The organism is Streptomyces glaucosporus, from assembly GCF_039533345.1.
Taxonomy (GTDB): Bacteria; Actinomycetota; Actinomycetes; order Streptomycetales; family Streptomycetaceae; genus Streptomyces; species Streptomyces glaucosporus.
This window is the reverse complement of the sequence record NZ_BAAATJ010000003.1, coordinates 269,591-291,136: the sequence shown is the minus strand read 5'-3', so window position 1 is coordinate 291,136 and position 21,546 is coordinate 269,591. Positions and strand designations below refer to the sequence as shown.

The window sequence follows — 21,546 nt, the reverse complement described above, 5'->3', positions numbered from 1 at the left end:
CGGCGGTCGGCGCGATGCTCGGCGACCGGCTCGCCTGGTTCTTCTCCAAGCGGCGCTTTCAAGCGCCGGGCCCTCCCCCGTTCCGGGAACCGGCCGGGCCGGCCGTGGTGCGGGTCAGGCGTTGACCGCGTCCTCCGAGCCGTTGCTCTCCGGATCCCGCTCCTCCGACTCGGCGCGGCCGGTTCCGCGCAGCTCCGAGGCCTCCCGGAACGCCGAACCCATCCGCGCCTGCCGGACCTGCCGGGCCTCCGCCTTCGCGCACAGCTCCTGGACCGCCTGGTTGAAGCGGACGATCGACGGCGGGTCGGCCGGCCCCAGCAGGTGCGTCTTCAGCTCGGCGCGGGCCTGGACCAGGGTGTCCTTCCCCGGGTCGCGGACCGACTCCAGCAGGGCGGGCACGCCCGAGGCGTCGGGGGTGAGGATCGTGGCCGCCCGCACGGTCGGGAAGCCGGTCCTGAACTCCTCCTCCGACAGGCCGGTGGTGTTGGCCACCGAGTACGGCTTCTCGCTCGTCAGCCAGTCCGAGACCACGCTCGACACATCGCTGATCAGCAGGTGGGCCTGGTTGAAGCAGGAGTAGAGGGCGGGCCGCGGCCCGGTGATCACCTGGTGCTCCCACTCGGGGAAGGACGCCCAGTACGCCTTCTCCCAGGCCGCCGTGGCGGCCGCCACGGCGGCCTCGCGGTCTCCCTCGGGGGAGGACTGGAGCAGCATCCGCTCCATCTCGTCCGCGCTCGGCCGGAACGCCGAGGTGGTCAGCTCGTCCAGCTCGACGGTGCGGCGGGCCAGCTCGGCGGCGGCCTCCGGGCCGGGGCGCGGACCGGAGCGCCGGGCGTTGGCCTCGGCGATCAGCTGCCGGATGCGCTGGTCGGCCTGGGCCGCGCGCGGGTCCACCGAGCCGGTCATCGGGTGGGGCTTGTACAGCAGCCGGACCTTCGGGTCCGCGAGCAGGGCGCGGACGATGTTCTCGCCGGCCAGGATGATCGAGGTGTTGCCCGGGTCGTCGGTCCAGCCCTCCCAGGTGGGGGCGTACAGGACCGTGGTGAAGCCGTCGGCGGCGGGCGGTCCGGCACAGGGCCGGATCGGCGCGAGCTGCGGGCGGCCGACCTCCACCACGTCGTGGTCGTCGACGCCGATGTCCGCGAGCTGGTAGCGCTCCCGCGCGGCCGGTCCCGCGACCCACACCTCGTCGTACGCCTTGGCGTACGGGTTGCAGCTGGAGAGCTTGTCGCTCTCGCCGTGGTTGATGAAGGCGTGCTTGATCGACGGGATGCGCAGCACCTGCGAGGTCTTCCCGGAGTTCGCCGGGTGCAGCATCGCCTTCAGCGACGAGTGCTCCAGGTGCATCAGGTGGGCGACCTTGGGGATGCACACGATGGGCACGTCGGTCGCCTCGATCTTCTGCACCATGAACCGCTCGCGCAGCACGATCAGCGGCCTGCCGTCCAGGGCGGACAGGGTGGAGAGCCACATGTTCGCCTGGTAGGCGGAGGTGGGCCCGCCGGAGAAGTACATCGCCACGGTCGGCCGGTACTCGGCCAGCCACTTGTCCAGCCACTCCAGCGTCTGCTGCTCGTTCGCCGGGCGCTTCCCCGGCAGCAGCCAGGCGGCCAGCCGGACCGTGCCGGCCAGGAACAGCAGCAGGGTGGCGCTCGTGCCGAGGACGCCCCACACCATGTCGGCGGTGCCGGCGGTGGCGAGCAGTCCGGCCGTCGCGGGCAGGGCGAAGTACAGCAGGCGGCGGCTGGGCTGGCGGGCCAGCAGGCGGGGCGGGGCGGGGGACAGCCGCAGGGCGGACGTGTCGATGTTGCGGGTGACGATCGGAAGGACGCGCCGGCGCCGGACCAGCAACGCGACCGCCTGGCAGGAGAAGTGCAGGAAGTAGCCGGCCAGCAGGGCGAGGGCGAGGGGCCTCTCCTCCAGCGGATCGACGCCCGGCAGCCGGACCAGGGCGACGACGATCAGCACGTCGCGCAGCAACTGGCGCGTGGTCACGTCGAAGCGCAGTTTGCCCAGCACGGAGATCAGGCGCGGCTGCCTGCGCAGGAGGTAGAGGTCCAGCAGAAGACCGCCCGCGGAGCCCGCGAGGAACGGGACGAGGGCGGGAAGCAGCGCGCCCGTCAGCTGCGCGAGGAACGCCGCACCCAACAAGACCAGCAGGAACAGATCGCGTTTCGCCGAGGAGTCCCGGGCAGGACGCCACGCGGAGTTCTCCCTGGGCGGCTTCCTGCCGCGGAAGAACCTCACCGGTGCGAACGAGGCGGACATCAGGTAGGTCACGCTCCTGGGGGGATGTTCAAAAGGTGTCGTCTTGCTCCAGCGCCCCGCCCGGGATGCTCCGAGGAGCCCTCAGACGGTGAGGGGGGTGTGCGGCGGAATGCTCGACGGCCACTTCAGTGGTGCCTTTTCGGCAGGCGTCATCCTATGGGCCCCCCGTGGGGCCGACGCGCCCTCCCCGGACAACGCCACGTGGGGCGGTACCCGGAATGGGCTTCCGGGTACCGCCCCACGTGGTGCCGTCTTTCCCTACCGGGGACCTGCCGCCGCGCTCACCTGCTGCGACGCGTCCTCCTGCCGCGGAGCGCTCTCCTCCTCGGACGGGCCGCCGGGCTGGGCGGGGACGGCGGGGGCGGGCTCCGGGACGGGGTAGGAGGCCAGTGTGCGCTCGAAGTCCCTGGTGGACAGCAGCAGCTTGTAGATGATCGCGAGCTCGAACATCAGCAGCAGGGCACCGGCCGCGATGGTGACCGGCATGACCGCGCCGAAGACGGGGCCCACGATGAAGACGGCCATCTGGAACTCGATGCCGCTCACCAGGTGGGTGCGGATGCGGTGCCGGAGGAGGAAGGTGCGGAACCTCCCGTACCACGGGAACCGGCTCTTGAACTCCTTGTGCAGATCGACGACGTTCGTCTTGCGGGCCCCGTCCTCCGGGGCGGCGCCGGACGAGGCGTCCCGGGCGCCGTCGGGCTCGGGGACGTTGTCGATGTCGGCCGTGGGGTTCTCGCGGAGCAGGTCCTCCATGAAGGTGAGGCCCTGGTCGTCGTCCTGCTGGTCGTCATCCTGCCGGTCGTCGTCCTGCGGCCCGTCGCCGTTCCGCCGCTCGTCGCCGCCCTGCTGCTCCAGGGCCCGCTCCCGGGCCGCCCGGCGGCTGGCCTTGGCGCGTGCGCGGAGCTTCTTGCGCATGCTGTGGCGCACCTTGAAGATCTGGAGCGCGTCCAGGTAGCGCAGGGCGTCCAGGAAGACCACGACGAGGGCCAGCCAGATGTACGCCACGTCCCCGGTCCGGGAGTACTGGCCGCCCATCAGCGCGATGGCGCAGATCAGCACGCGGACGCGGTCGAACACGTAGTCCAGCCAGCCGCCGAACTCCGACCCCCTTCCGGTGAGCCGGGCCAGCTTGCCGTCCATGCAGTCCAGGATGAAGCTGAGGTGGTACAGCCCGGCTCCGACCAGCAGCCACTTCCAGTCGCCGCGGGCGAAGCAGGCGGCGGCGCCGAGGCCGAGGAAGAGGGCGCCCCAGGTGATCTGGTTCGGCGTCACCCGGCTCCACTTGGCCGTCCACCGCACCAGGGGGGTGGCCACGGGGTCCACGAGCAGCACCGTCCACCACGCGTCGCGCTTCTTCTCGGTGAGGCGGCGGACTTCGGAAAGGGGGGGTATGTCCATGTCGGGTTGGCAACCTCTGTAGCAGGTCGGAAAAGGCAGGCCGAGGGGGTCGGAAGCCCGTCACCCGGACGTTCCGTGCAATCGTCGCAGAACGTGCGGAGTGTACGCACCCCGGAGATCAGGTGACCTCCAGGTGCAATCAAGCTGAACCCGAAGTTAAGACACATGGGATGGTCGGATGGTTGCCCTGGATTCGGCAACATGTTTGCCTCCCGTCCGGACGGTCGTGAGGACCCCGGCCCGGGAACGGACACGGGCCCGCCGCACCCCGGAAGGGTGCGGCGGGCCCCGTGCGGTGCGGCCGGGTCAGGCGCCGGGCGCGGCGGAGCTCCGGTCCCGCCCGGCCTCCGGCGGCGGTGTGCGGGCGAAGAGCCAGTCCAGCCGGGGCTCCATGACCCAGCGGAAAGCCCTGACCACGGGCGGTGTGGTCAGGATCACAGCCACCGCGGCGGCGATCACGGTGACGGTGAGGATGCCCGCCGGGCTGTTGACGAAGTCGCCCTCGTACCAGTCCCAGTAGTGCGCCCCCTTGGCCGGGAAGCCGTGGAGCAGATAGGCGTACAGGGTCCCGGTGCCGAGCGCGGTGAACCAGGTGCGGCGGGAGGGCGTGAGGCTGAGGAAGGCGGCGCCGAGCAGGAGGGAGCAGCCGAGCATCCCCACGGTCATCAGGATTCCTACCCACCAGGGAGCGCCGAGCTCCTGGGCCGCGTAGCGGTGGTAGAACCAGTCCGGGTTCATCCGGGGCACCGACCAGTAGGCCACCAGCGCGCCGAGCGCGAGGACGGCGGGCGCGGCGGTCCGCACCCGCCGGTCCCGGAGGGCCCGGAAGTGGCGCGGTTCCAGGCGCAGGCCGAGCACGAAGAACGGCAGGTACTGGAGCACCCGCTGGAGCGCCAGGTCGCCGCCTATGTCCGGGGACGCCGCGGCGAACGCGGAGACGGCCACCGACACGGCGAAGGGGTGGCGGAGCCGGAGCCACAGGGGAGTGGTCACCCGCCAGATGAACAGCGCCATGAGGAACCACGTGAGGTACCAGGGGTGGAGCAGGGTGATCTTCAGCTCCTCGCCGGTGTTCCAGGCGCGGAACAGGTTGAGCGCGGTCTCGAAGACGATGTACGGCACGACCACCCCGCCGACCAGGCGCCGGACCTGGTGCGGCCGGAACGCGAAGCTCCGCGAGAAGTGGCCCGAGATGACCGTGAACGCGGGCATGTGGAAGGCGTACAGCAGGAGGTAGCCCGCGGCCAGGGGCCGGCTCCCGTCGCGCAGCGCCTCCCAGGAGTGCCCGACGACGACCAGCACGATGGCCAGGAATTTGGCGTTGTCGAAGAAGGCGTCTCGCTCCCGGGGCCGGCCGTCCTCCCTCCGGCCCGCGGCGGCCGGGGAGACGGGGGTGGTGGGGTGTGCCTGGCTCACGCGAATCCTTCCTCCGGACGACGGGCGCGTCCGATGACCCGAGCGGGAACGACGCCGGTCAGTCCGTGACGGGCGGCGGGGGAAGAGTAAACACCCCGCGGACCCTCCGGCCTGCACCCGGCCGGTGAGGTGCGGGCACGGGCACGCCGGATTCCGTCCGGGGAACGGAACGGACGAGCGCGCCCGCGTGTGGTTCGCGTAGATTGCGAACCGTACCGGGACGAGAACACGTGCAAAGGACGCGCAGGTGACAGGGGTGGAGCAGGATCTCCGACGGGACGTACGGGATGCCCGCAGGGTCGTGGTGAAGGTCGGCTCGTCCTCTCTCACCACGGCCGCGGGCGGACTCGACGCGGACCGGGTGGACGCGCTGGTGGACGTGCTCGCCAGGCACCTCGCCCCCGCGGACGCGGAGGACACGGGGGAGGGGAAGGAGATAGTCCTCGTCTCCTCCGGGGCCATCGCCGCCGGTCTGGCCCCGCTGGGCCTGGACCGGCGCCCCCGCGACCTGGCCCGCCAGCAGGCCGCCGCCAGCGTCGGCCAGGGCCTGCTGGTGGCCCGGTACACCGCCTCCTTCGCCCGCTACGGCCGGCGCGTGGGCCAGGTGCTGCTCACCACGTACGACACCAGCCGCCGTTCGCACTACCGCAACGCCTACCGCACCCTGGACCAGCTCCTGGCCATGGGCGCGGTGCCGGTCGTCAACGAGAACGACACCGTCGCCACGGACGAGATCCGCTTCGGCGACAACGACCGGCTGGCCGCGCTCGTCGCCCACCTGGTCCGCGCCGACCTGCTGGTCCTGCTCTCCGACGTGGACGGCCTCTACGACGGGAACCCGTCCACCCCCGGCACGTCCCTGATCGGGGAGGTCAGGGGACCGGAGGACCTGGAGGGGGTGGAGATCGGCAGCGCCGGGAAGGCCGGGGTCGGCACCGGGGGCATGGCGACCAAGGTCGAGGCGGCCGGGATCGCCGCCGCGGCGGGCATCCCCGTGGTGCTCACCTCCGCCAGCTCCGCCGCCGACGCACTGGCCGGGCGGCCCGTCGGCACGTACTTCCACCGCACCGGGCGCCGCTCCGCGGGCCGGCTGCTGTGGCTGGCCCACGCCTCCGCGCCGCGCGGCGCGCTGGTGCTGGACGACGGTGCGGTGCGCGCCGTGGTGGAGCAGCGCACCTCGCTGCTGCCCGCCGGTCTGGCCGGGGTGGAGGGCGAGTTCTCGGCGGGGGACCCGGTGGAGCTGAGGGACGTCTCGGGGCACGCCGTCGCACGCGGACTGGTCAACTTCGACGCGCGGGAGATCCCCCGCCTGATCGGCCGCTCCACCCGGGACCTCGCCCGCGAGCTCGGCCCCGCCTACGAGCGGGAGGTCGTCCACCGCGACGATCTGGTGCTGCTGCGCCGGTGACCCGCGCTCCCGCACGAGTGTGACGGGAGACGGCCGGACTCGTGCGGGACCGGTGAAAGACCGGTCTTTCGACGGACACCTTCCCGAAAACCGTCACACGGCCGCTCCGGGACTGGTCAACTGTGCCGAGGGGGCCGTTCCGGCAGTGGCGGCCCGCCGCGCAGGCACACGAGTCCGGTACCACACGGGAGGCCGCCGGTGAGACGAGTGACCAGCATCGGCATGGTGCATCCCCAGCGGGGCGGGGGAGAGGGACACCCCTCGCCGAGCCGGGGGAGGCCGCCGTCGGGCGGGCCCGGCCGGGAGGGGGACGTCCGGTGCGACGGGACGTCCCGGCTCTGGCACGTCACCCTCAGCGTCTCCGGGGAGGAAGCGCCGCTGAAGGAGGTCAGACGGGCGCTCGAACAGCTCGCCCACGACCACCCCTTCCTGCTGAGCGGCCGGTACGCGAACGACCACGCCGAGATCCGCTACTGGGAGGAGGCGCGCGACCTCCACGACGCGGCGGCCGTCGCGCTGCGGCTGTGGGGCGAGCACCGGGCGTCGGCGAAGCTGCCCCCGTGGGAGATCGTCGGCCTGGAGGTCATCGGCCGGGACACGTATCGGCAGCGGGTGGCGGAGGGCTACGGTCCGCACACCGCCGTCCCGGTGGGCGTCCACCCGTTCTGACCCACGGGGCGCCCGGTGCTCCCGGGCGCCCCGCGCCGCCCCCGCGTCCGTCTCGGACTGCGGAACTTCCCGTGGACACCGTCCGGGGCTGGCTAGGCTTGCGGGTATGAGCAGCGCATCCCAGACCTCGCCCGTCATCGAGACCGCCCGCCGCGCGAAGGAGGCGGCCACCGCGCTCGCCCCGCTGCCGCGCACCGCGCGGGACGGCGCGCTGCACGCGATCGCCGACGCGCTCGTCGCCCGCACGGACGAGATCGTCGAGGCCAACGCCGCCGACGTGGGGAAGGCCCGCGCCGCCGGGACCCCGGACGCGATCGTCGACCGGCTCGCCCTCACCCCCGAGCGGATCGCCGCGATCGCCTCCGACGTGCGGGACGTGGTGGCCCTGCCCGACCCGGTCGGCGAGGTGGTCCGCGGCTCCACGCTCCCCAACGGCCTGGAGCTGCGCCAGGTGCGGGTGCCGCTCGGGGTGGTCGGGATCATCTACGAGGCCCGGCCCAACGTCACCGTGGACGCCGCCGCCCTGTGCCTGAAGTCCGGCAACGCGGTGCTGCTGCGCGGCTCCTCCTCCGCCTACTCCTCCAACACCGCCCTGGTCGCCGTGGTGCGCGACGCGGTGGTCTCCGCCGGCCTGCCGGCCGACGCCGTCCAGCTCGTGCCCGGCGAGAGCCGCGACAGCGTCAAGGAGCTGATGCGCGCCCGCGGCCTGGTCGACGTGCTGATCCCGCGCGGCGGCGCCTCCCTGATCAGGACGGTGGTCGAGGAGTCCACCGTCCCGGTCATCGAGACCGGCACCGGAAACTGCCACGTCTACGTGGACGAGCGCGCCGACCTCGACATGGCCGTGGAGATCCTGGTCAACTCCAAGGCGCAGCGGCCCAGCGTCTGCAACGCCGCCGAGACCGTGCTGGTGCACGAGGGCATCGCCGCCGCGTTCCTGCCGCGCGCCCTGGCCGCCCTGGAGAAGGCCGGGGTGACGGTGCACGGCGACGAGGCGTGGGTCGAGGCCGGCGAGGCCGAGGGGGTGAAGGTGGTCCCCGCCACCGAGGAGGACTGGGAGACCGAGTACCTCTCGTACGACATCGCCGCGGCCGTCGTGCCCTCCCTGGACGCCGCCGTGGACCACATCCGCCGCTGGACCTCCGGCCACACCGAGGCCATCGTCACCGCCGACACCGCCGCGGCCCGCCGCTTCACCTCCCTGGTGGACTCCACCGCGGTCATGGTCAACGCCTCCACCCGCTTCACCGACGGCGGCCAGTTCGGCTTCGGCGCGGAGATCGGCATCTCCACGCAGAAGCTCCACGCCCGCGGTCCCATGGGCCTGCCGGAACTGACCTCGACGAAGTACGTGGTCACCGGCGACGGCCACGTGCGCGGCTGACCGGAACCGGCCCCACCGGTAACAGACGAATCGCCGTCGCCCTGCCCAAACCGCCCCGACCGGTCTACGCTGGTGCCGTGCCGGACGATGTGGGGGGCAGGCCGTCCCAGAACGGCGAGGAGCCCGACGACCGCGACCGCACGGAGGCGGACGACGCGTTCGCCTCCGTGGTCTTCGACGAGGAGTTCGTCCGCGCCGCCCTGATCCACGAGCCCAGCGCCGCCGAGCGCATACCCGCCGCCCAGTCCCCCTCCGAGACCGAGGCGGCTCTCGCGCGCGACGACCTGTACGGCCACGGGCGGTGGCAGGACCCGGAGGGCGCCGACCACCACGGCGACCCCGACGAGGACGACGACCTGTACGGCAGGTACCGGTACGGCCGGGTGGAGCACGCGGACCGCCTCGAGTACATCGAGTACGTCGAGGACGCGGAGTACCCGGAGGACGCCGGATACCTCGGCTACAACGAGGACACGGACACCCCGGGCGACCCGCGCGCCCCCGTCCTCCGCCCCTACCGCGGCCACGTGCGCTGGCAGCGGCCGGTCGCCTGGGTGCTCGCCGTGCTGATGGGCGTCGGGATCGTGGCGCTCGCCTTCGCCGCCGTCTACCGCGGCGCCGTGGGCCACCGGCAGCAGCCGCCCGGGCCCCCGCCCGCGACCACGGGCGTGGACGTCACGGTGGTCGGGCGGTCCTCCGGGGCGCTCCCGCCGCCGTCCGGCCGGCCCGCGGCGTCCTCCGCCCGTCTCGCCGCGCCGGGGACGCCGTCCGCCGAGGCCCGCTGAGCCCTCCGGCGGACCCCCGGTAGGCCGCTCGGAGGACTCCTCCCCGACTTTCGGAACTTCCGGACCATCGGGGCGTTTAGGGCGCCTTTCGCCGACCTACCCTGGCCATATGGCCCGGCCTGGAGACCTGCCGCCCGAGGGCGTCCCGGGCGGTGGCGACGACGAGTACCGATCGATCGTCTTCGACGAGTCGTTCGTCAGGGCTGCCCGCCTCCAGGAGTTCTCCGCCCGGGAGAGGCTGGCGGACCACGAGCACCCGGTGCGCCCCCTGCCTCACCGGCCGCTGCGCGGGATGCCGTGGCAGGGCGTCGCCCTGCTGCTCCTGCTGGTGCTCGCGTTCGGCGCCGCGGTCTACATGGGCCTGAGCGCTCCCTCCCCGTCCCCGAAGCCGCCGAGCCGGGAACCGCTGAGCAGTACGGTGGTCCCGCTCGCGCCGGAGGGGAAGGTGCCCGGCGGAGAGCCCGGGCGGCTGTTCGAGCGGAGCCCGGCCGCGGACTTCTACGTCGGCGCCGCCGGCGTGACCCTGCCTCCCGTGCGCAGCACCCCCCACTTCGCCGAGCCCCAGGTACTGGCCGCGGTGAGCACCGCCAAGGAATACCTCGTCGAGAGCTCCCTCAACCCGGAGGTGCTCGGCGGCGGCACCGTGCGTCCGGTCCGCATACTGCTCGACCCGGCCCAGCACCCGCAGTTCGACCGCAGTCTGGAGCGGCCCGCCGCCGACGGCCGGCACGCGGCGACCGGCTGGCTGGTGCGCTTCGACCCGGACGTCGCGGACCTGACCGGCGACGGGGTGCGGGTGCGCGGCACGATGGAGGTCCGGGAGGCCGACACCGACGTCCTGGAGATCCGCACCGACCACGTCTTCGTCTACGCCGTCCGCCCCGCCGGGAGCGACGCCGCCGCGTCGCTGTTCACGGTGCGGCGCGAGCTGGTGCTGACCTTCGACCGCGGCGACCTGCGCGACCAGCAGCTCACCGTGGAGCGGGCCACCGTACGGGCCGGCCCGATGTCCTGCGACGCCCGGTCCCACGACGCGCTGCGGCCCCTGACGGCCGGGCAGTCGGCCGACGGCCGTCCGGCCGCCACCGAGCTCTACGACCGGTACGGCGGGAGCGCCCCGCTGTGCGGGACGCTCTCCGCCGGATCCCAGCCGAAGCCGTGAGTCAGTTCCCGGCCGGGCCCGCCGCGGTGTCCGCGCCGCCGTCGGACCGGCCGCCCGGGCGCCCGGCGAAGCGGTCGCGCAGCTTCCCGCCCAGGTCGCCCGCGCCGTCCGTGAGGTCCCGGATGAGGCCCATGAGCGGGTCCTTGCTGGTGCGCACGCTCTCGGAGTAGTGGCTCGCGGACTGCCGGAACGACTCGTAGACCGAGGTCTCCTTGTCGTCCTCGCGCCGGTCGTAGTGCCCGTCCATGATCCGCTGGTAGTCGCGGCCCGACGCCCACTTGCGCAGCTCCGCGGCGCGCACGGTGGTGAAGGGGTGGCTGCGCGGCAGCACGTTGAGGATCTTCAGGACGGAGTCGCGCAGGTCGCCGCTCGCCTCGTACTCGTCCGCCTGCTTCAGGAACGCGTCCACGTTCATCTCGTGCAGGTGGTTGCCGCCCGCGATCTTCATCAGGCCGCGCATCGAGGCCCGGAGGTCCTGGCCCACCAGCAGCCCGGCCCGGTCCGCCGACAGCTCCGACTTGCGGAACCACTCGCGCAGCGCCGTCACGATCGCCATGACCGCCACGTTGCCCAGCGGGATCCACGCCACCTTGACCGCCAGGCTTGTCAGGAACAGCAGGACGGTGCGGTAGACCGCGTGCCCGGACAGGGCGTGACCGACCTCGTGGCCGATCACCGCCCGCATCTCCTCCTCGTCCAGCAGCTCGATCAGCCCGGTCGTCACCACGATGATCGGCTCGTCCAGGCCGATGCACATGGCGTTGGGCTTCGGGTCCTGCGTGACGTACATCGGCGGGACCTTCTCCAGGTCCAGGATGTAGCAGGCGTCCCGCAGCATGGCGTACAGGTGGGCGAACTGCTCGTCGTCCACCCGCACCGAGTCGGACAGGAACAGCAGGCGCATGCTGCGTTCCGGCAGCAGCCCGCTCAAGGCCTTGAAGACCGTGTCGAATCCGCTCAGCTTGCGCAGCGCCACCAGCGCCGAACGGTCCGCGGGGTGCTCGTACGCCCGCGAGGAGATCCCCGGGAAACGCCGTCTGTTGCGGCCGGGAAGGTGTTCTGTGCTGTGGTTGGCCTCGGTCATCGTCTGCCCCCTGCGGGTCTCGTGTGGGCCCGTCCCCCGTGTCGCCACCACCCTAGGCGGTGGGGGCCGCGAGTCACAGCCTCCCACCCCGCTTACGATGTGCCTCAAGTTTTCCGCTCCTACCCGGATAGGTCTGCCGACGATGACCCTGCCCGAGACCGTGCACACCCTCGCCCTTCTCGCCTCCTCCGGTGCGCAGGAAGGCGAGCACGGCACGTCCCCCAACCCGTACGTCACCGGCATCGGGGCCTTCCTGGCGCTGATGGCGCTGCTGTGGATCACGACCCGCTTCAACCGGGACCGCTGAGACCCGGCGGCGGATCCGGCATCGGACGGTTAAGGTCGGCACGCATGGGAGAGCACACAGTGCCCGGCGCCGGTAAGCGCAGACTGGGCGTGATGGGCGGGACGTTCGACCCGATCCACCACGGGCACCTGGTCGCGGCGAGCGAGGTGGCGGCCCGGTTCGACCTCGACGAGGTGATCTTCGTGCCGACCGGGCAGCCGTGGCAGAAGAGTCACCAGCGGGTCTCGCCGGCCGAGGACCGCTACCTGATGACGGTCATCGCCACCGCCTCCAACCCGCAGTTCTCGGTCAGCCGCATCGACATCGACCGCGGCGGCCGGACGTACACCATCGACACGCTGCGGGACCTGCGGGCACTGCACCCCGACGCCGATCTGTTCTTCATCACCGGCGCGGACGCGCTCGCCCAGATATTCACCTGGCGCGACGCCGGCGAGCTGTTCTCGCTCGCCCATTTCATCGGGGTCACCCGCCCGGGACACGTCCTGGCCGATCCGGGCCTGCCGGACGGCGGGGTGTCCCTGATCGAGGTTCCGGCGCTGGCGATCTCCTCCACGGACTGCCGGGCGCGCGTGGCCCAGGGCGATCCCGTCTGGTACCTGGTGCCGGACGGGGTGGTGCGTTACATCAACAAACGCCGGCTGTACCGGAACGGGTAGGCACAGAGGGGCTGGAGGGGCGGCAGTCGTGAACGACCGACAGGACCCGTACGGGTCGGGAGAACCGCCGCAGGCGAGCGGCCACACCTACGGTTACGACGAGTACGGTCGTCCGGTCCACTCCCCGGGGACGGGCGGTGTCCCGATCCCGCCGCAGCAGGGCCGCGACGCCCCGTACGCGGACCCGGGGGCGGGACAGCAGCCCGCGTACGGCGCGTACGCCTCCGGCGGCCACGCCCAGGACGCCTACGCCCCGGGCTCCTACGTCCAGGACCCCTACGCACAGGGCGCGTACGCCCCCGGCGCCTACACCCCCGCCGCTCCCGCCTCGGATCCCTACGCGCCGGGCTCCTACGCCCAGGACGCCTACGCCACGGACGCCTACGCCCCGGGCTCCGGTCACGGCGGATACGACGGCCAGGACCCGTACGCCCCCTCCTGGGACGCCTCCGCGACCGGCACGCAGCAGCCCGTGCGGGACGTCTGGATCCCGCAGCAGCCCCAGACGCCCTGGTACGAGGAGGGCGGGCACGAGGAGGGCGCCGCGCAAGGCGGCCGGGCCCCCCAGGACGGGCCGGGCCCGCAGGACCCCGCCGGACCGGCCCCCGCGGAGGAGCCGGGCGGCACGGACGGAAGGGGCCCGGACGGCACCGGCGACGCCGGCGGCGCCGACGGTGCCTACCGGACCGAGGAGTTCGCCTTCATCGAGGAGGAGAACGAGCAGTCCGAGGACGTCATCGACTGGCTGAAGTTCTCCGAGAGCCGCACCGAGCGGCGCGAGGAGGCCAAGCGCCGGGGCCGCAACCGCGCGATCGCCCTGGCCGTCGCGGCGGCCGTGGTCCTGGTGGGCGGCCTCGGCTGGCTGTGGTTCGCGGGCGTGCTGCCCGGGACGTCCGGCTCGGAGGGCACGGGCCAGGCGGCGGGAGGCGGCCAGAAGCGCACGGTGATAGTCGTCCACCTGCGCGAGGTCGACGGCGGCGAGACCTCCACGGTGCTGCTGGTCAACAACGAGACGGCGGGCAAGGGCACCACTCTGCTGCTGCCCAACTCCCTCGCGGTCTCCTCCGGCGGAACCGGTGCGGCGACCACGCTCGGCAAGGCGTTCCAGGCCGAGGGGGCCGCCGCCACGCGCGACGCGCTGGGCCTGCTGCTCGGCACCGAGATCAGGGGCACCTGGCGGCTGGACACCCCGTACCTGGAGAACTGGGTCGAGCTGGTCGGCGGCATCACCGTCGACGCCGACGCCACGGTGCCCGGCGCGGAGAAGGACGACGAGCCGCTGGTCGAGAAGGGCGCCGACCGCGACATGGACGGGCGGGCCGCCGTGGCCTACGCCACGTACCGGGCCGCCGGCGAGCCGCAGACGAAGCAGCTCGCCCGCTTCGGACAGGTGGTGCGGGCCACGCTCGCCAAGATGTCCGGCGACCCGCGCGCCGCCACCGAGACGGTCAGGTCGCTGGCCCAGATCCCCGACCCCTCCCTGACGGAGGCGCAGCTCGGCGCCAGCCTCGCCCCGCTCGCCGAGTACGCCAGGAAGGGCGACTACAGCACCGAGCTGCTGCCGGTGGAGGCGGACGGCACGCTGAGCGGCGAGGCCGGCGAGGAGCTGGTGAAGAACGTGCTCGGCGGCACGGTGAAGAACACCGACCCGGACGCCGCCCCGCGCGTGAGCCTGGAGGACGCCACCGGCGACGAGGCGGCCGCGACCACCGCCCGGGTGGCGCTGGTGAACGGCGGCTACACCGTCGTCGGCGCCGGCAGGGCCGACGCGCCGCAGGCCGCCAGCCGGGTGGTCTACACGGACGCGGAGGACAGGGGCAAGGCCGTGGAGGTCGCCAGGACGCTCGGCCTGCCGGAGAAGGCGGTCGCCAAGGGCAAGGGCGCGGCGAACGCCGACGTCACGGTGGTGCTCGGCGGGGACTACGAGGCCGGGGGTGCGGGAGGCTGACGGGAAGGCCGGAGGAAGGCGTGGAGCCGGTCCGCGGCGGGTCGTGAGACCCTGGAGGGGTTGTTGACCACCTGTGACCATCGACGGAAAGCATTGCCTGTGACCGCCACGGACCGCTCCATCGAGCTGATCAGCGCAGCCGCCCAGGCGGCTGCCGACAAGCTCGCCCACGACGTCGTCGCGTACGACGTCAGCGATGTGCTCTCCATCACCGACGCCTTCCTGCTGGCCTCCGCGCCCAACGACCGCCAGGTCAAGTCGATCGTCGACGAGATCGAGGAGCGCCTGCTCAAGGAGAAGGGCGTCAAGCCCGTGCGCCGCGAGGGCGAGCGCGAGGGCCGCTGGGTCCTGCTCGACTTCGTCGACATCGTGGTGCACGTCCAGCACAGCGAGGAGCGGGTCTTCTACGCGCTGGAGAGGCTGTGGAAGGACTGCCCGCAGATCGACCTGCCGGAGGACGCCAAGGCCACCCGGGGCAAGGGCGAGGCCGCCGGGCGCGAGGGCGGTGAGCCGAGCTGAACGGGCGTACGGCGGGCCGCGGCCGCCGGATCGTGCTGTGGCGGCACGGCCAGACCGCGTGGAACCTCGAACGCCGCTTCCAGGGCACCACGGACATCGAGCTGACCGAGGCGGGCGTCGCCCAGGCGCGGCGCGCGGCCCGGCAGCTCGCGGCGCTGGGCCCGGACGCGATCGTCGCCTCCGACCTGAAGAGGGCCGTCGACACGGCCGCCGAGCTGGCGGCGGTCACGGGCCTGGAGGTCACCTATGACGAGGGCCTGCGGGAGACCTACGCGGGCGTCTGGCAGGGGCTGACGCACGAGGAGATCGTCGAGCGCTACGGCGAGGAGTACGCCGCGTGGAAGCGCGGCGAGCCTGTGCGCCGCGGCGGCGGAGAGCTGGAGACGGAGGTCGCCGACCGAGCGGCTCCGGTCGTCGAGCGCAACGCCGAGAAGCTGCCCGACGGCGGGATCCTGGTCGTCGTCAGCCACGGCGGAACCATCCGCACCACCATCGGCCGCCTTCTCGGCCTGGAGCCGGGTTCCTGGGAGGCCCTGGGCGGGCTGAGCAACTGCTGCTGGTCCGTCCTGGGCGAGGGCGCCCGCGGCTGGCGGCTGCTGGAGCACAACGCCGGGACGCTCCCCGAACCGGTCCTCGGCGACGACGTCTGACCGCCGACCGGCCGGGGTCCGGAGGCGGATTTCGCATTCGGGCAGGTCACCGGTTAAGCTTCTTCCCGTTCACGGCACCGCGGTGAGAACGGCGGAGCCGCGAGCGCTGGGGCTATAGCTCAGTTGGTAGAGCGCTTGCATGGCATGCAAGAGGTCAGGAGTTCGATTCTCCTTAGCTCCACAGGACCACAGCGGCGGTCCCGCCTCCTCCGGGAGGCGGGACCGCCGCTTTTCGTCCCCCCTCCCGCGCACGGGAGGGGGGAGGGGCCCCGTCCTCCCGGGGCACTTCTGCCGGGGCCGGCCCCGGACATGGCAGAATCGGGGCGCAGGACGAGGCGGCAGCCCCACCGGAGGACCGGTGGGGGGTTCCGGGGAGAGGACGCCGCGATGCCGGGGGTTCCGCGACTCCACGGTCTCCGGCCCCCGGTGCGGCGCCGCCGGAGTGTTCGAGGGAGCCGGGGCGGCGAAGGGGTTCCCTGTACGCGTACGCCCACGGCCACGGCTGGAGTTGACTGACGGACATGGGTGCACACAGCAGGAAGTGCGACTGGTGCGGCAGCGGTACTCCGATCGTCCGCGACATGGAGCCGGTCAACGAGGCTTACCAGTACTGGTGCGTCGAGTGCGCGCGGGCTCTGATCATCAAGGGCGACCCGATCGAGACCTACCGGGAACTGGAGGGCGAGCCGATCTACGGCCGGCTGCTCGACGAGCACTGCACCCTCAAACGCTTCTACTCCTTCGTGGCGGCCTGAGCGCGCACCGGGGGGACCGGTGACCGCCGCCGGGGCACGGCGGCGGTTGCGGTGGTTCCCGGCGCGGCCGGCGGGCGCGGTACGGGCCGGCGCAGGGCCCGCACGGACAGCACCGCGGTGAGCAGCAGGACGGCCGTCCCCGCCACCGGGTAGACGGCGGACAGGACCATCTCGGCGCCGCTCTGCCGCAGTTCGAACCGCCCCGACGGGCCGTGCGGCACCCACCACAGCGCGTACGAGCAGAACAGCAGTGCCGTCAGCGCCGTGCCCGTCCACCACAGGGCGCTCGCCCGGCGCAGCGCCTCCGAGCCGAGCAGCAGCACCGCCGGCACGCACCACACCCAGTGGTGCGACCAGGAGACGGGGCTGACGAGCAGGGCCGTCGAGGCGCAGGCGACGACGGCCCAGGCCTGCGCGGAGGGCAGCCGGCGGGGGCCGGCGAGATCGGCGGCCACGGCCGTGGCGAGCCCCGCCAGGGCCACCGCGGCGGCCAGCAGCAGCCAGCCGGAACCGGGGTCGCCGGTGTGCAGCAGCCGGGCCAGGACGCCCCGCAGCGACTGGTTGGCGGTGTCCTCCACCCTGCCCACCCGTTCCGGTGAGAAGACCGCCTCGGTCCAGAAGCGCCAGGAGTCGCGCGGCAGCACCGCTGCCGCCAGCAGAACCGTTCCGGCGAAGGTTCCGGCGGCCACGGCGGCCTGGCGCAGCCAGGGGTTCCAGATGCCGTCGGACCGGCCGGTCCCGCGCAGCCGCCGCCACGCCCGGACCAGGCCGCACAGCGCCAGGAACACCGCGAACAGTGCGGGGGTCAGCTTGATCCCGGCGGCGATCCCGATGCCGGCCCCGGCCCAGCGGTGGCCGGGGCGCCGGGACAGGTCCCACAGGACCAGCACGGCGAGCAGCAGGTTGATCTGCCCGTACCGCAGGGTCGTCCACACCGGCTCGCACCAGACGGCGGCCGCCGCCAGGCCCAGGGCGGCGGCCGGGCGCGGAATCCGCAGCGGCCGTCCGACGAGCCGCAGCGACAGGTGGACCAGGGCGACCAGCAGGGCGAGGTTGACCCCGGTGGCCAGGACGCGCATCTCGGGAACGCCGACCAGGGTGAGCGGAACGAACAGCAGCGCGGCGAACGGCGGGTAGGTCATCGGCAGTTCGGCGTGGGTGGCGCGCATCGCGTACAGGTCGCCGCCGGTGCGGGCCGTCCAGCCCTCGGCCCGGTAGACCATCAGGTCGATCATGGAGACGTCGGCCGCGCGCTGCGCCACCAGGAAGACCGCGAAGGACAGCGCGCACAGCAGGGCGGCGGTCCGCACGGGCCGCCCCGGCCGGGACGCGCCCGCCGCGGGGATTCGGCGGTCGGCGGTCGGCTGCGGCGTGCTCACGGGCGGCTCCGGTATCCGGTGGGGTTCCTGGCGGAACGGCGTTGCGGGACGAACGCGGAGACGACAGTACCCGCACCGCCGTGACCCACCCGTTATGGGATTTGGCAAAGGGCGGTGGAGTCCGTGTAGAGTAGGCGACGCCGCCGCGGGGAACCGCGAGCGGACCAGACAAGGGGCTATAGCTCAGTTGGTAGAGCGCTTGCATGGCATGCAAGAGGTCAGGAGTTCAATTCTCCTTAGCTCCACGGTGAGGAAGCGGGTCGCTCGCAAGGGCGGCCCGCTTCTCGCGTTGTGCGGGCCGTCCGAGCCGTGGACGGGGACGGGCGCCGACGGGGTCCTGCGGTACCCTGATCCCATGCGTGCCGTACGCCTTCTGCTTAGCGGGCCGCGCTGAACCACCGCCGATCCCCGGTCCGGTTCCGGTGGAGTCGGAATCAGCGCGGCGTCCCCTCCTGTGCGAGGGGTCTTTTGTTTTGCGGGCCACTGTGTTCCGGAACCCTTCCGCAGTGTTCCCGCGGCCTTCCCGCAGGCAGACGACGACCGATGGAGCTTAGAGGACGATGAGCGAGACCACCGCCGCCGCGGAGACCGCGGCCCCCCATCGCTACACGGCCGCGCTGGCCGCCGAGATCGAGGCGCGCTGGCAGGACTTCTGGGACGAGCACGGCACGTACGAGGCCCCCAACCCCAAGGGGGACCTGGCCGGGGATCCCGGGGCGGTCGCCCGGCCCGAGCGTTTCATCATGGACATGTTCCCGTACCCCTCGGGCGCGGGCCTGCACGTCGGACACCCGCTGGGCTACATCGCCACCGACGTCACCGCGCGCTACCTGCGGATGACCGGCCACAACGTCCTGCACACCCTGGGCTTCGACGCCTTCGGCCTGCCCGCCGAACAGTACGCCGTGCAGACCGGCACCCACCCGCGGGTGTCGACCGAGGCCAACATCGAGAACATGAAGGCCCAGCTGCGGCGGCTGGGCCTGGGGCACGACCGGCGCCGCTCCTTCGCCACGATCGACCCGGACTACTACCGCTGGACCCAGTGGATCTTCCTGCAGATCTTCAACTCCTGGTACGACGAGGAGGCGCGCAGGGCCCGGCCGATCGCCGAACTGGTCGAGCAGTTCGAGAACGGCACGCGCCCCACCCCCGACGGGCGGCCCTGGAGCGAGCTGAGCGAGGTCGAGCGGGCCGAGGTGCTGGGCGGGTACCGCCTGGCGTACGCCTCGGACGCGCCGGTCAACTGGTGCCCCGGCCTGGGCACCGTCCTGGCCAACGAGGAGGTCACCGCCGAGGGCCGCTCCGAGCGGGGCAACTACCCGGTCTTCAAGGCCAAGCTGCGCCAGTGGAACATGCGCATCACCGCCTACGCCGAGCGGCTGCTGGAGGACCTGGACGCGCTGGACTGGCCCGAGGCCATCAAACTGCAGCAGCGCAACTGGATCGGCCGCAGCGAGGGCGCCCGCATCGACTTCCCCGTCGACGGGGCGGACGGCGAGCGGATCACCGTCTTCACCACCCGGCAGGACACCCTGTTCGGCGCCACCTACATGGTGCTGGCGCCCGAGCACGACCTGGTGGACCGGATCGTCCCCGGAGCCTGGCCCGAGGGCACCCGCGAGGCGTGGACCGGCGGTCACCCCACCCCGGCCGAGGCGGTCTCGGCGTACCGCAAGCAGGCCGCCGCCAAGTCCGACGTCGAGCGGCAGGCCGAGGCCAAGGAGAAGACCGGCGTCTTCACCGGCGCCTACGCCGTCAACCCGGCCAGCGGCGAGCGGATCCCGGTGTTCATCGCCGACTACGTGCTGATGGGCTACGGCACCGGCGCGATCATGGCCGTTCCCGCGCACGACACCCGCGACTTCGCCTTCGCCCGCGCCTTCGACCTGCCGATGCGCTGCGTGGTCGAGCCGACGGACGGCCGCGGCACCGATCCGGCGGCCTGGGACGACGCCTTCGCCTCGTACGAGGCGCGCATCATCGACTCCGCCGGCGAGGGCGTCACGCTGGACGGCCTGGGCGTCACCGAGGCCAAGGCCCGGATGACCGAGTGGCTGACCGAGCGCGGTATCGGCGAGGGCACCGTCAACTACCGGCTGCGTGACTGGCTGTTCAGCCGGCAGCGCTACTGGGGCGAGCCCTTCCCGATCGTCTACGACGAGGACGGCGTCGCCCACGCGCTGCCCGAGTCGATGCTGCCGCTGGAGCTGCCCGAGGTCGAGGACTACTCCCCGCGCACCTTCGACCCCGACGACGCCGACACCCAGCCCGAGACCCCGCTGTCCCGGAACGAGGAGTGGGTCAACGTCACCCTGGACCTGGGCGACGGACGCGGGCCGCGCAGGTTCCGCCGCGAGACCAACACCATGCCCAACTGGGCGGGTTCGTGCTGGTACGAGCTGCGCTACCTGGATCCGCACAACGACGAGAAGCTGGTCGACCCCGAGATCGAGCGGTACTGGATGGGCCCGCGGGAGGGGAAGCCGACCGGCGGCGTCGACCTGTACGTCGGCGGCGCCGAACACGCCGTGCTGCACCTGCTGTACGCCCGCTTCTGGTCCAAGGTGCTGTACGACCTGGGCCACATCTCCTCGGCCGAGCCGTTCCACAAGCTGTTCAACCAGGGGATGATCCAGGCGTACGTCTACCGCGACTCCCGCGGCATCGCCGTCCCCGCCGCCGAGGTCGAGGAGCGCGACGGGGAGTACTGGTACAACGGCGAGAAGGTCAGCCGGGCGCTGGGCAAGATGGGCAAGTCCCTGAAGAACGCCGTCACCCCGGACGAGATCTGCGCCGAGTACGGCGCGGACACGCTGCGGCTGTACGAGATGGCGATGGGCCCGCTGGACGTCTCGCGGCCGTGGGACACCCGCGCGGTCGTCGGCCAGTACCGGCTGCTGCAGCGGCTGTGGCGCAACGTCGTCGACGAGACGACGGGCGAGGTCGCGGTCGTCGACGCCGAGCCGGACGAGGAGACGCTGCGCGCGGTCCACAAGGCGGTCGACGGTGTGCGCAACGACATGGAGAACCTGCGCTTCAACACCGCCATCGCCAAGATCACCGAGCTGAACAACCACCTGACCAAGGTGCGCGAGGTGCCGCGCTGGGCCGCCGAGCGGCTGGTGCTGCTGATCGCGCCCCTGGCCCCGCACGTCGCCGAGGAGCTGTGGCACCGGCTGGGCCACGACACCAGCGTCGTCCACGAGGACTTCCCCGTCGCCGACCCGCGGTACGTGGCGGACGAGACCGTCACCTGCGTCGTGCAGGTCAGGGGCAAGGTCAAGGCCCGCCTGGAGGTCGCGCCGGACATCTCCGAGGCGGACCTGGAGGCCAGGGCGCTGGCCGAGCCGGCGGTCGTGAACGCGCTGGGCGGCGCGGACGTCCGCAAGGTCATCGTCCGGGCGCCGAAGCTGGTGAACGTCGTCCCGGCCTGATCCGGTCCGGTTCGCTCCGGCGGGGGCGGGAGGCCGCGCGGCCTCCCGCCCCCGCGCGTTCCCGCGCACCATCGCGCGGCACCGGGACGCGTCCGCTCCCCGCGGCGCCCGGAGTGTCCGAACTCCCCGGTCTCCACGCGGCCGTCGGCGTCGGGGCGGTCGTGGCCGCCGGCGGAGGGACCGGCACGGAGGCCGCCGGGGGAGAGGGGATGCCGGGTACGGCTGACGGGGGGCCTCCCCTCCTGCAGTCCCCCGCCGCTCCCGGCGTTCCCCTCGCGGAGTCCGGACGCCCCTGCGGGCGGGACGCGGGGCGAG

The 21,546-nt window shown here is 72.9% G+C and carries 17 protein-coding genes and 2 tRNA genes; 14 read left to right on the top strand and 5 right to left on the bottom strand.

Going from position 1 to position 21,546, the window contains the following annotated elements:
- Window positions 1–114: 114 nt before the first annotated feature.
- The 3 genes from ABD358_RS05555 to ABD358_RS05545 form a co-directional block, all read right to left on the bottom strand.
- Complete coding sequence (locus ABD358_RS05555) at window positions 115–2,268, bottom strand: hypothetical protein (RefSeq protein WP_344629800.1); 2,154 nt, start codon at window positions 2,266–2,268, stop codon at window positions 115–117.
- A gap of 258 nt (window positions 2,269–2,526) precedes the next feature.
- On the bottom strand, window positions 2,527–3,669 hold the full coding sequence (locus ABD358_RS05550; RefSeq protein WP_344629704.1) for a CDP-alcohol phosphatidyltransferase family protein: 1,143 nt from the start codon (window positions 3,667–3,669) through the stop codon (window positions 2,527–2,529).
- A gap of 306 nt (window positions 3,670–3,975) precedes the next feature.
- Window positions 3,976–5,085 carry an acyltransferase family protein gene (locus ABD358_RS05545; protein WP_344629703.1) on the bottom strand — a complete coding sequence of 370 codons (1,110 nt, stop codon included), beginning with the start codon at window positions 5,083–5,085 and terminating at the stop codon, window positions 3,976–3,978.
- Window positions 5,086–5,341: 256 nt separating this feature from the next.
- On the opposite strand from ABD358_RS05545, the gene proB reads away from it, so the two are divergent.
- From proB to ABD358_RS05520, 5 genes are all read left to right on the top strand, one after another.
- Window positions 5,342–6,493, top strand: a complete 1,152-nt coding sequence (gene proB / locus ABD358_RS05540; protein ID WP_344629702.1) for a glutamate 5-kinase — start codon at window positions 5,342–5,344, stop codon at window positions 6,491–6,493.
- A gap of 222 nt (window positions 6,494–6,715) precedes the next feature.
- Window positions 6,716–7,162: a hypothetical protein gene (locus ABD358_RS05535; protein ID WP_425576263.1), complete on the top strand. Its 447-nt coding sequence runs from the start codon at window positions 6,716–6,718 to the stop codon at window positions 7,160–7,162.
- A 106-nt stretch (window positions 7,163–7,268) separates the two neighbouring features.
- Window positions 7,269–8,546, top strand: a complete 1,278-nt coding sequence (locus ABD358_RS05530) for a glutamate-5-semialdehyde dehydrogenase (RefSeq protein WP_344629700.1) — start codon at window positions 7,269–7,271, stop codon at window positions 8,544–8,546.
- Window positions 8,547–8,623: 77 nt separating this feature from the next.
- Window positions 8,624–9,331 carry an SCO2584 family spore wall biosynthesis protein gene (locus ABD358_RS05525; RefSeq protein ID WP_344629699.1) on the top strand — a complete coding sequence of 236 codons (708 nt, stop codon included), beginning with the start codon at window positions 8,624–8,626 and terminating at the stop codon, window positions 9,329–9,331.
- 109 nt (window positions 9,332–9,440) lie between these two features.
- On the top strand, window positions 9,441–10,493 hold the full coding sequence (locus tag ABD358_RS05520) for an SCO2583 family membrane protein (RefSeq protein ID WP_344629698.1): 1,053 nt from the start codon (window positions 9,441–9,443) through the stop codon (window positions 10,491–10,493).
- 1 nt (window position 10,494) lies between these two features.
- Here the strand turns inward: ABD358_RS05520 and ABD358_RS05515 are convergent, their stop codons facing one another.
- On the bottom strand, window positions 10,495–11,577 hold the full coding sequence (locus ABD358_RS05515) for a M48 family metallopeptidase (RefSeq protein WP_344629697.1): 1,083 nt from the start codon (window positions 11,575–11,577) through the stop codon (window positions 10,495–10,497).
- A 142-nt stretch (window positions 11,578–11,719) separates the two neighbouring features.
- Between ABD358_RS05515 and ABD358_RS05510 the strand changes: the two genes are divergently transcribed.
- The 7 genes from ABD358_RS05510 to ABD358_RS05480 all read left to right on the top strand — a co-directional run bounded on the left by ABD358_RS05510 (window position 11,720) and on the right by ABD358_RS05480 (window position 16,415).
- Window positions 11,720–11,884, top strand: a complete 165-nt coding sequence (locus ABD358_RS05510; RefSeq protein ID WP_344629696.1) for a hypothetical protein — start codon at window positions 11,720–11,722, stop codon at window positions 11,882–11,884.
- 44 nt (window positions 11,885–11,928) lie between these two features.
- Window positions 11,929–12,543 carry a nicotinate-nucleotide adenylyltransferase gene (gene nadD, locus ABD358_RS05505; protein WP_344629695.1) on the top strand — a complete coding sequence of 205 codons (615 nt, stop codon included), beginning with the start codon at window positions 11,929–11,931 and terminating at the stop codon, window positions 12,541–12,543.
- Window positions 12,544–12,571: 28 nt separating this feature from the next.
- Window positions 12,572–14,491 (top strand): LCP family protein, encoded by a 1,920-nt coding sequence (locus tag ABD358_RS05500; protein WP_344629694.1) that lies wholly within the window; start codon window positions 12,572–12,574, stop codon window positions 14,489–14,491.
- Between the two features lie 99 nt (window positions 14,492–14,590).
- Window positions 14,591–15,010: a ribosome silencing factor gene (gene rsfS / locus ABD358_RS05495; protein ID WP_344629693.1), complete on the top strand. Its 420-nt coding sequence runs from the start codon at window positions 14,591–14,593 to the stop codon at window positions 15,008–15,010.
- Window positions 15,007–15,660, top strand: coding sequence for a histidine phosphatase family protein (locus ABD358_RS05490; RefSeq protein WP_344629799.1), 654 nt, complete (start codon window positions 15,007–15,009; stop codon window positions 15,658–15,660). Before rsfS ends, ABD358_RS05490 begins: the two co-directional genes overlap by 4 nt.
- Window positions 15,661–15,768: 108 nt before the next feature.
- A tRNA-Ala gene (locus tag ABD358_RS05485) sits at window positions 15,769–15,841 on the top strand.
- 340 nt (window positions 15,842–16,181) lie between these two features.
- Window positions 16,182–16,415, top strand: coding sequence for a hypothetical protein (locus tag ABD358_RS05480; protein WP_344629692.1), 234 nt, complete (start codon window positions 16,182–16,184; stop codon window positions 16,413–16,415).
- On the opposite strand, the gene ABD358_RS05475 is transcribed toward ABD358_RS05480, so the two are convergent.
- Window positions 16,394–17,794, bottom strand: coding sequence for a glycosyltransferase 87 family protein (locus tag ABD358_RS05475; protein ID WP_425576249.1), 1,401 nt, complete (start codon window positions 17,792–17,794; stop codon window positions 16,394–16,396). The two genes, ABD358_RS05480 and ABD358_RS05475, sit on opposite strands and share 22 nt — an antisense overlap.
- A 172-nt stretch (window positions 17,795–17,966) precedes the next feature.
- Here ABD358_RS05475 and ABD358_RS05470 point away from each other — a divergent pair.
- Window positions 17,967–18,039 (top strand) — tRNA-Ala (locus tag ABD358_RS05470).
- 315 nt (window positions 18,040–18,354) lie between these two features.
- Entirely contained in the window at window positions 18,355–21,231 is a 2,877-nt protein-coding gene (gene leuS, locus ABD358_RS05465) for a leucine--tRNA ligase (RefSeq protein ID WP_344629691.1), read from the top strand.
- The last annotated feature ends 315 nt before the right edge of the window (window positions 21,232–21,546 follow it).

Excerpts from the sequence above, each read along its gene's own strand:
- nadD (WP_344629695.1), top strand. The coding sequence starts at position 11,929 with ATGGGAGAGCACACAGTGCCCGGCGCCGGTAAGCGCAGACTGGGCGTG.
- leuS (WP_344629691.1), top strand. The coding sequence starts at position 18,355 with ATGAGCGAGACCACCGCCGCCGCGGAGACCGCGGCCCCCCATCGCTAC.
- ABD358_RS05535 (WP_425576263.1), top strand. The coding sequence starts at position 6,716 with ATGGTGCATCCCCAGCGGGGCGGGGGAGAGGGACACCCCTCGCCGAGC.
- ABD358_RS05520 (WP_344629698.1), top strand. The coding sequence starts at position 9,441 with ATGGCCCGGCCTGGAGACCTGCCGCCCGAGGGCGTCCCGGGCGGTGGC.
- ABD358_RS05530 (WP_344629700.1), top strand. The coding sequence starts at position 7,269 with ATGAGCAGCGCATCCCAGACCTCGCCCGTCATCGAGACCGCCCGCCGC.
- ABD358_RS05550 (WP_344629704.1), bottom strand. The coding sequence starts at position 3,669 with ATGGACATACCCCCCCTTTCCGAAGTCCGCCGCCTCACCGAGAAGAAG.
- ABD358_RS05555 (WP_344629800.1), bottom strand. The coding sequence starts at position 2,268 with ATGTCCGCCTCGTTCGCACCGGTGAGGTTCTTCCGCGGCAGGAAGCCG.
- ABD358_RS05515 (WP_344629697.1), bottom strand. The coding sequence starts at position 11,577 with ATGACCGAGGCCAACCACAGCACAGAACACCTTCCCGGCCGCAACAGA.
- ABD358_RS05480 (WP_344629692.1), top strand. The coding sequence starts at position 16,182 with ATGGGTGCACACAGCAGGAAGTGCGACTGGTGCGGCAGCGGTACTCCG.
- ABD358_RS05510 (WP_344629696.1), top strand. The coding sequence starts at position 11,720 with ATGACCCTGCCCGAGACCGTGCACACCCTCGCCCTTCTCGCCTCCTCC.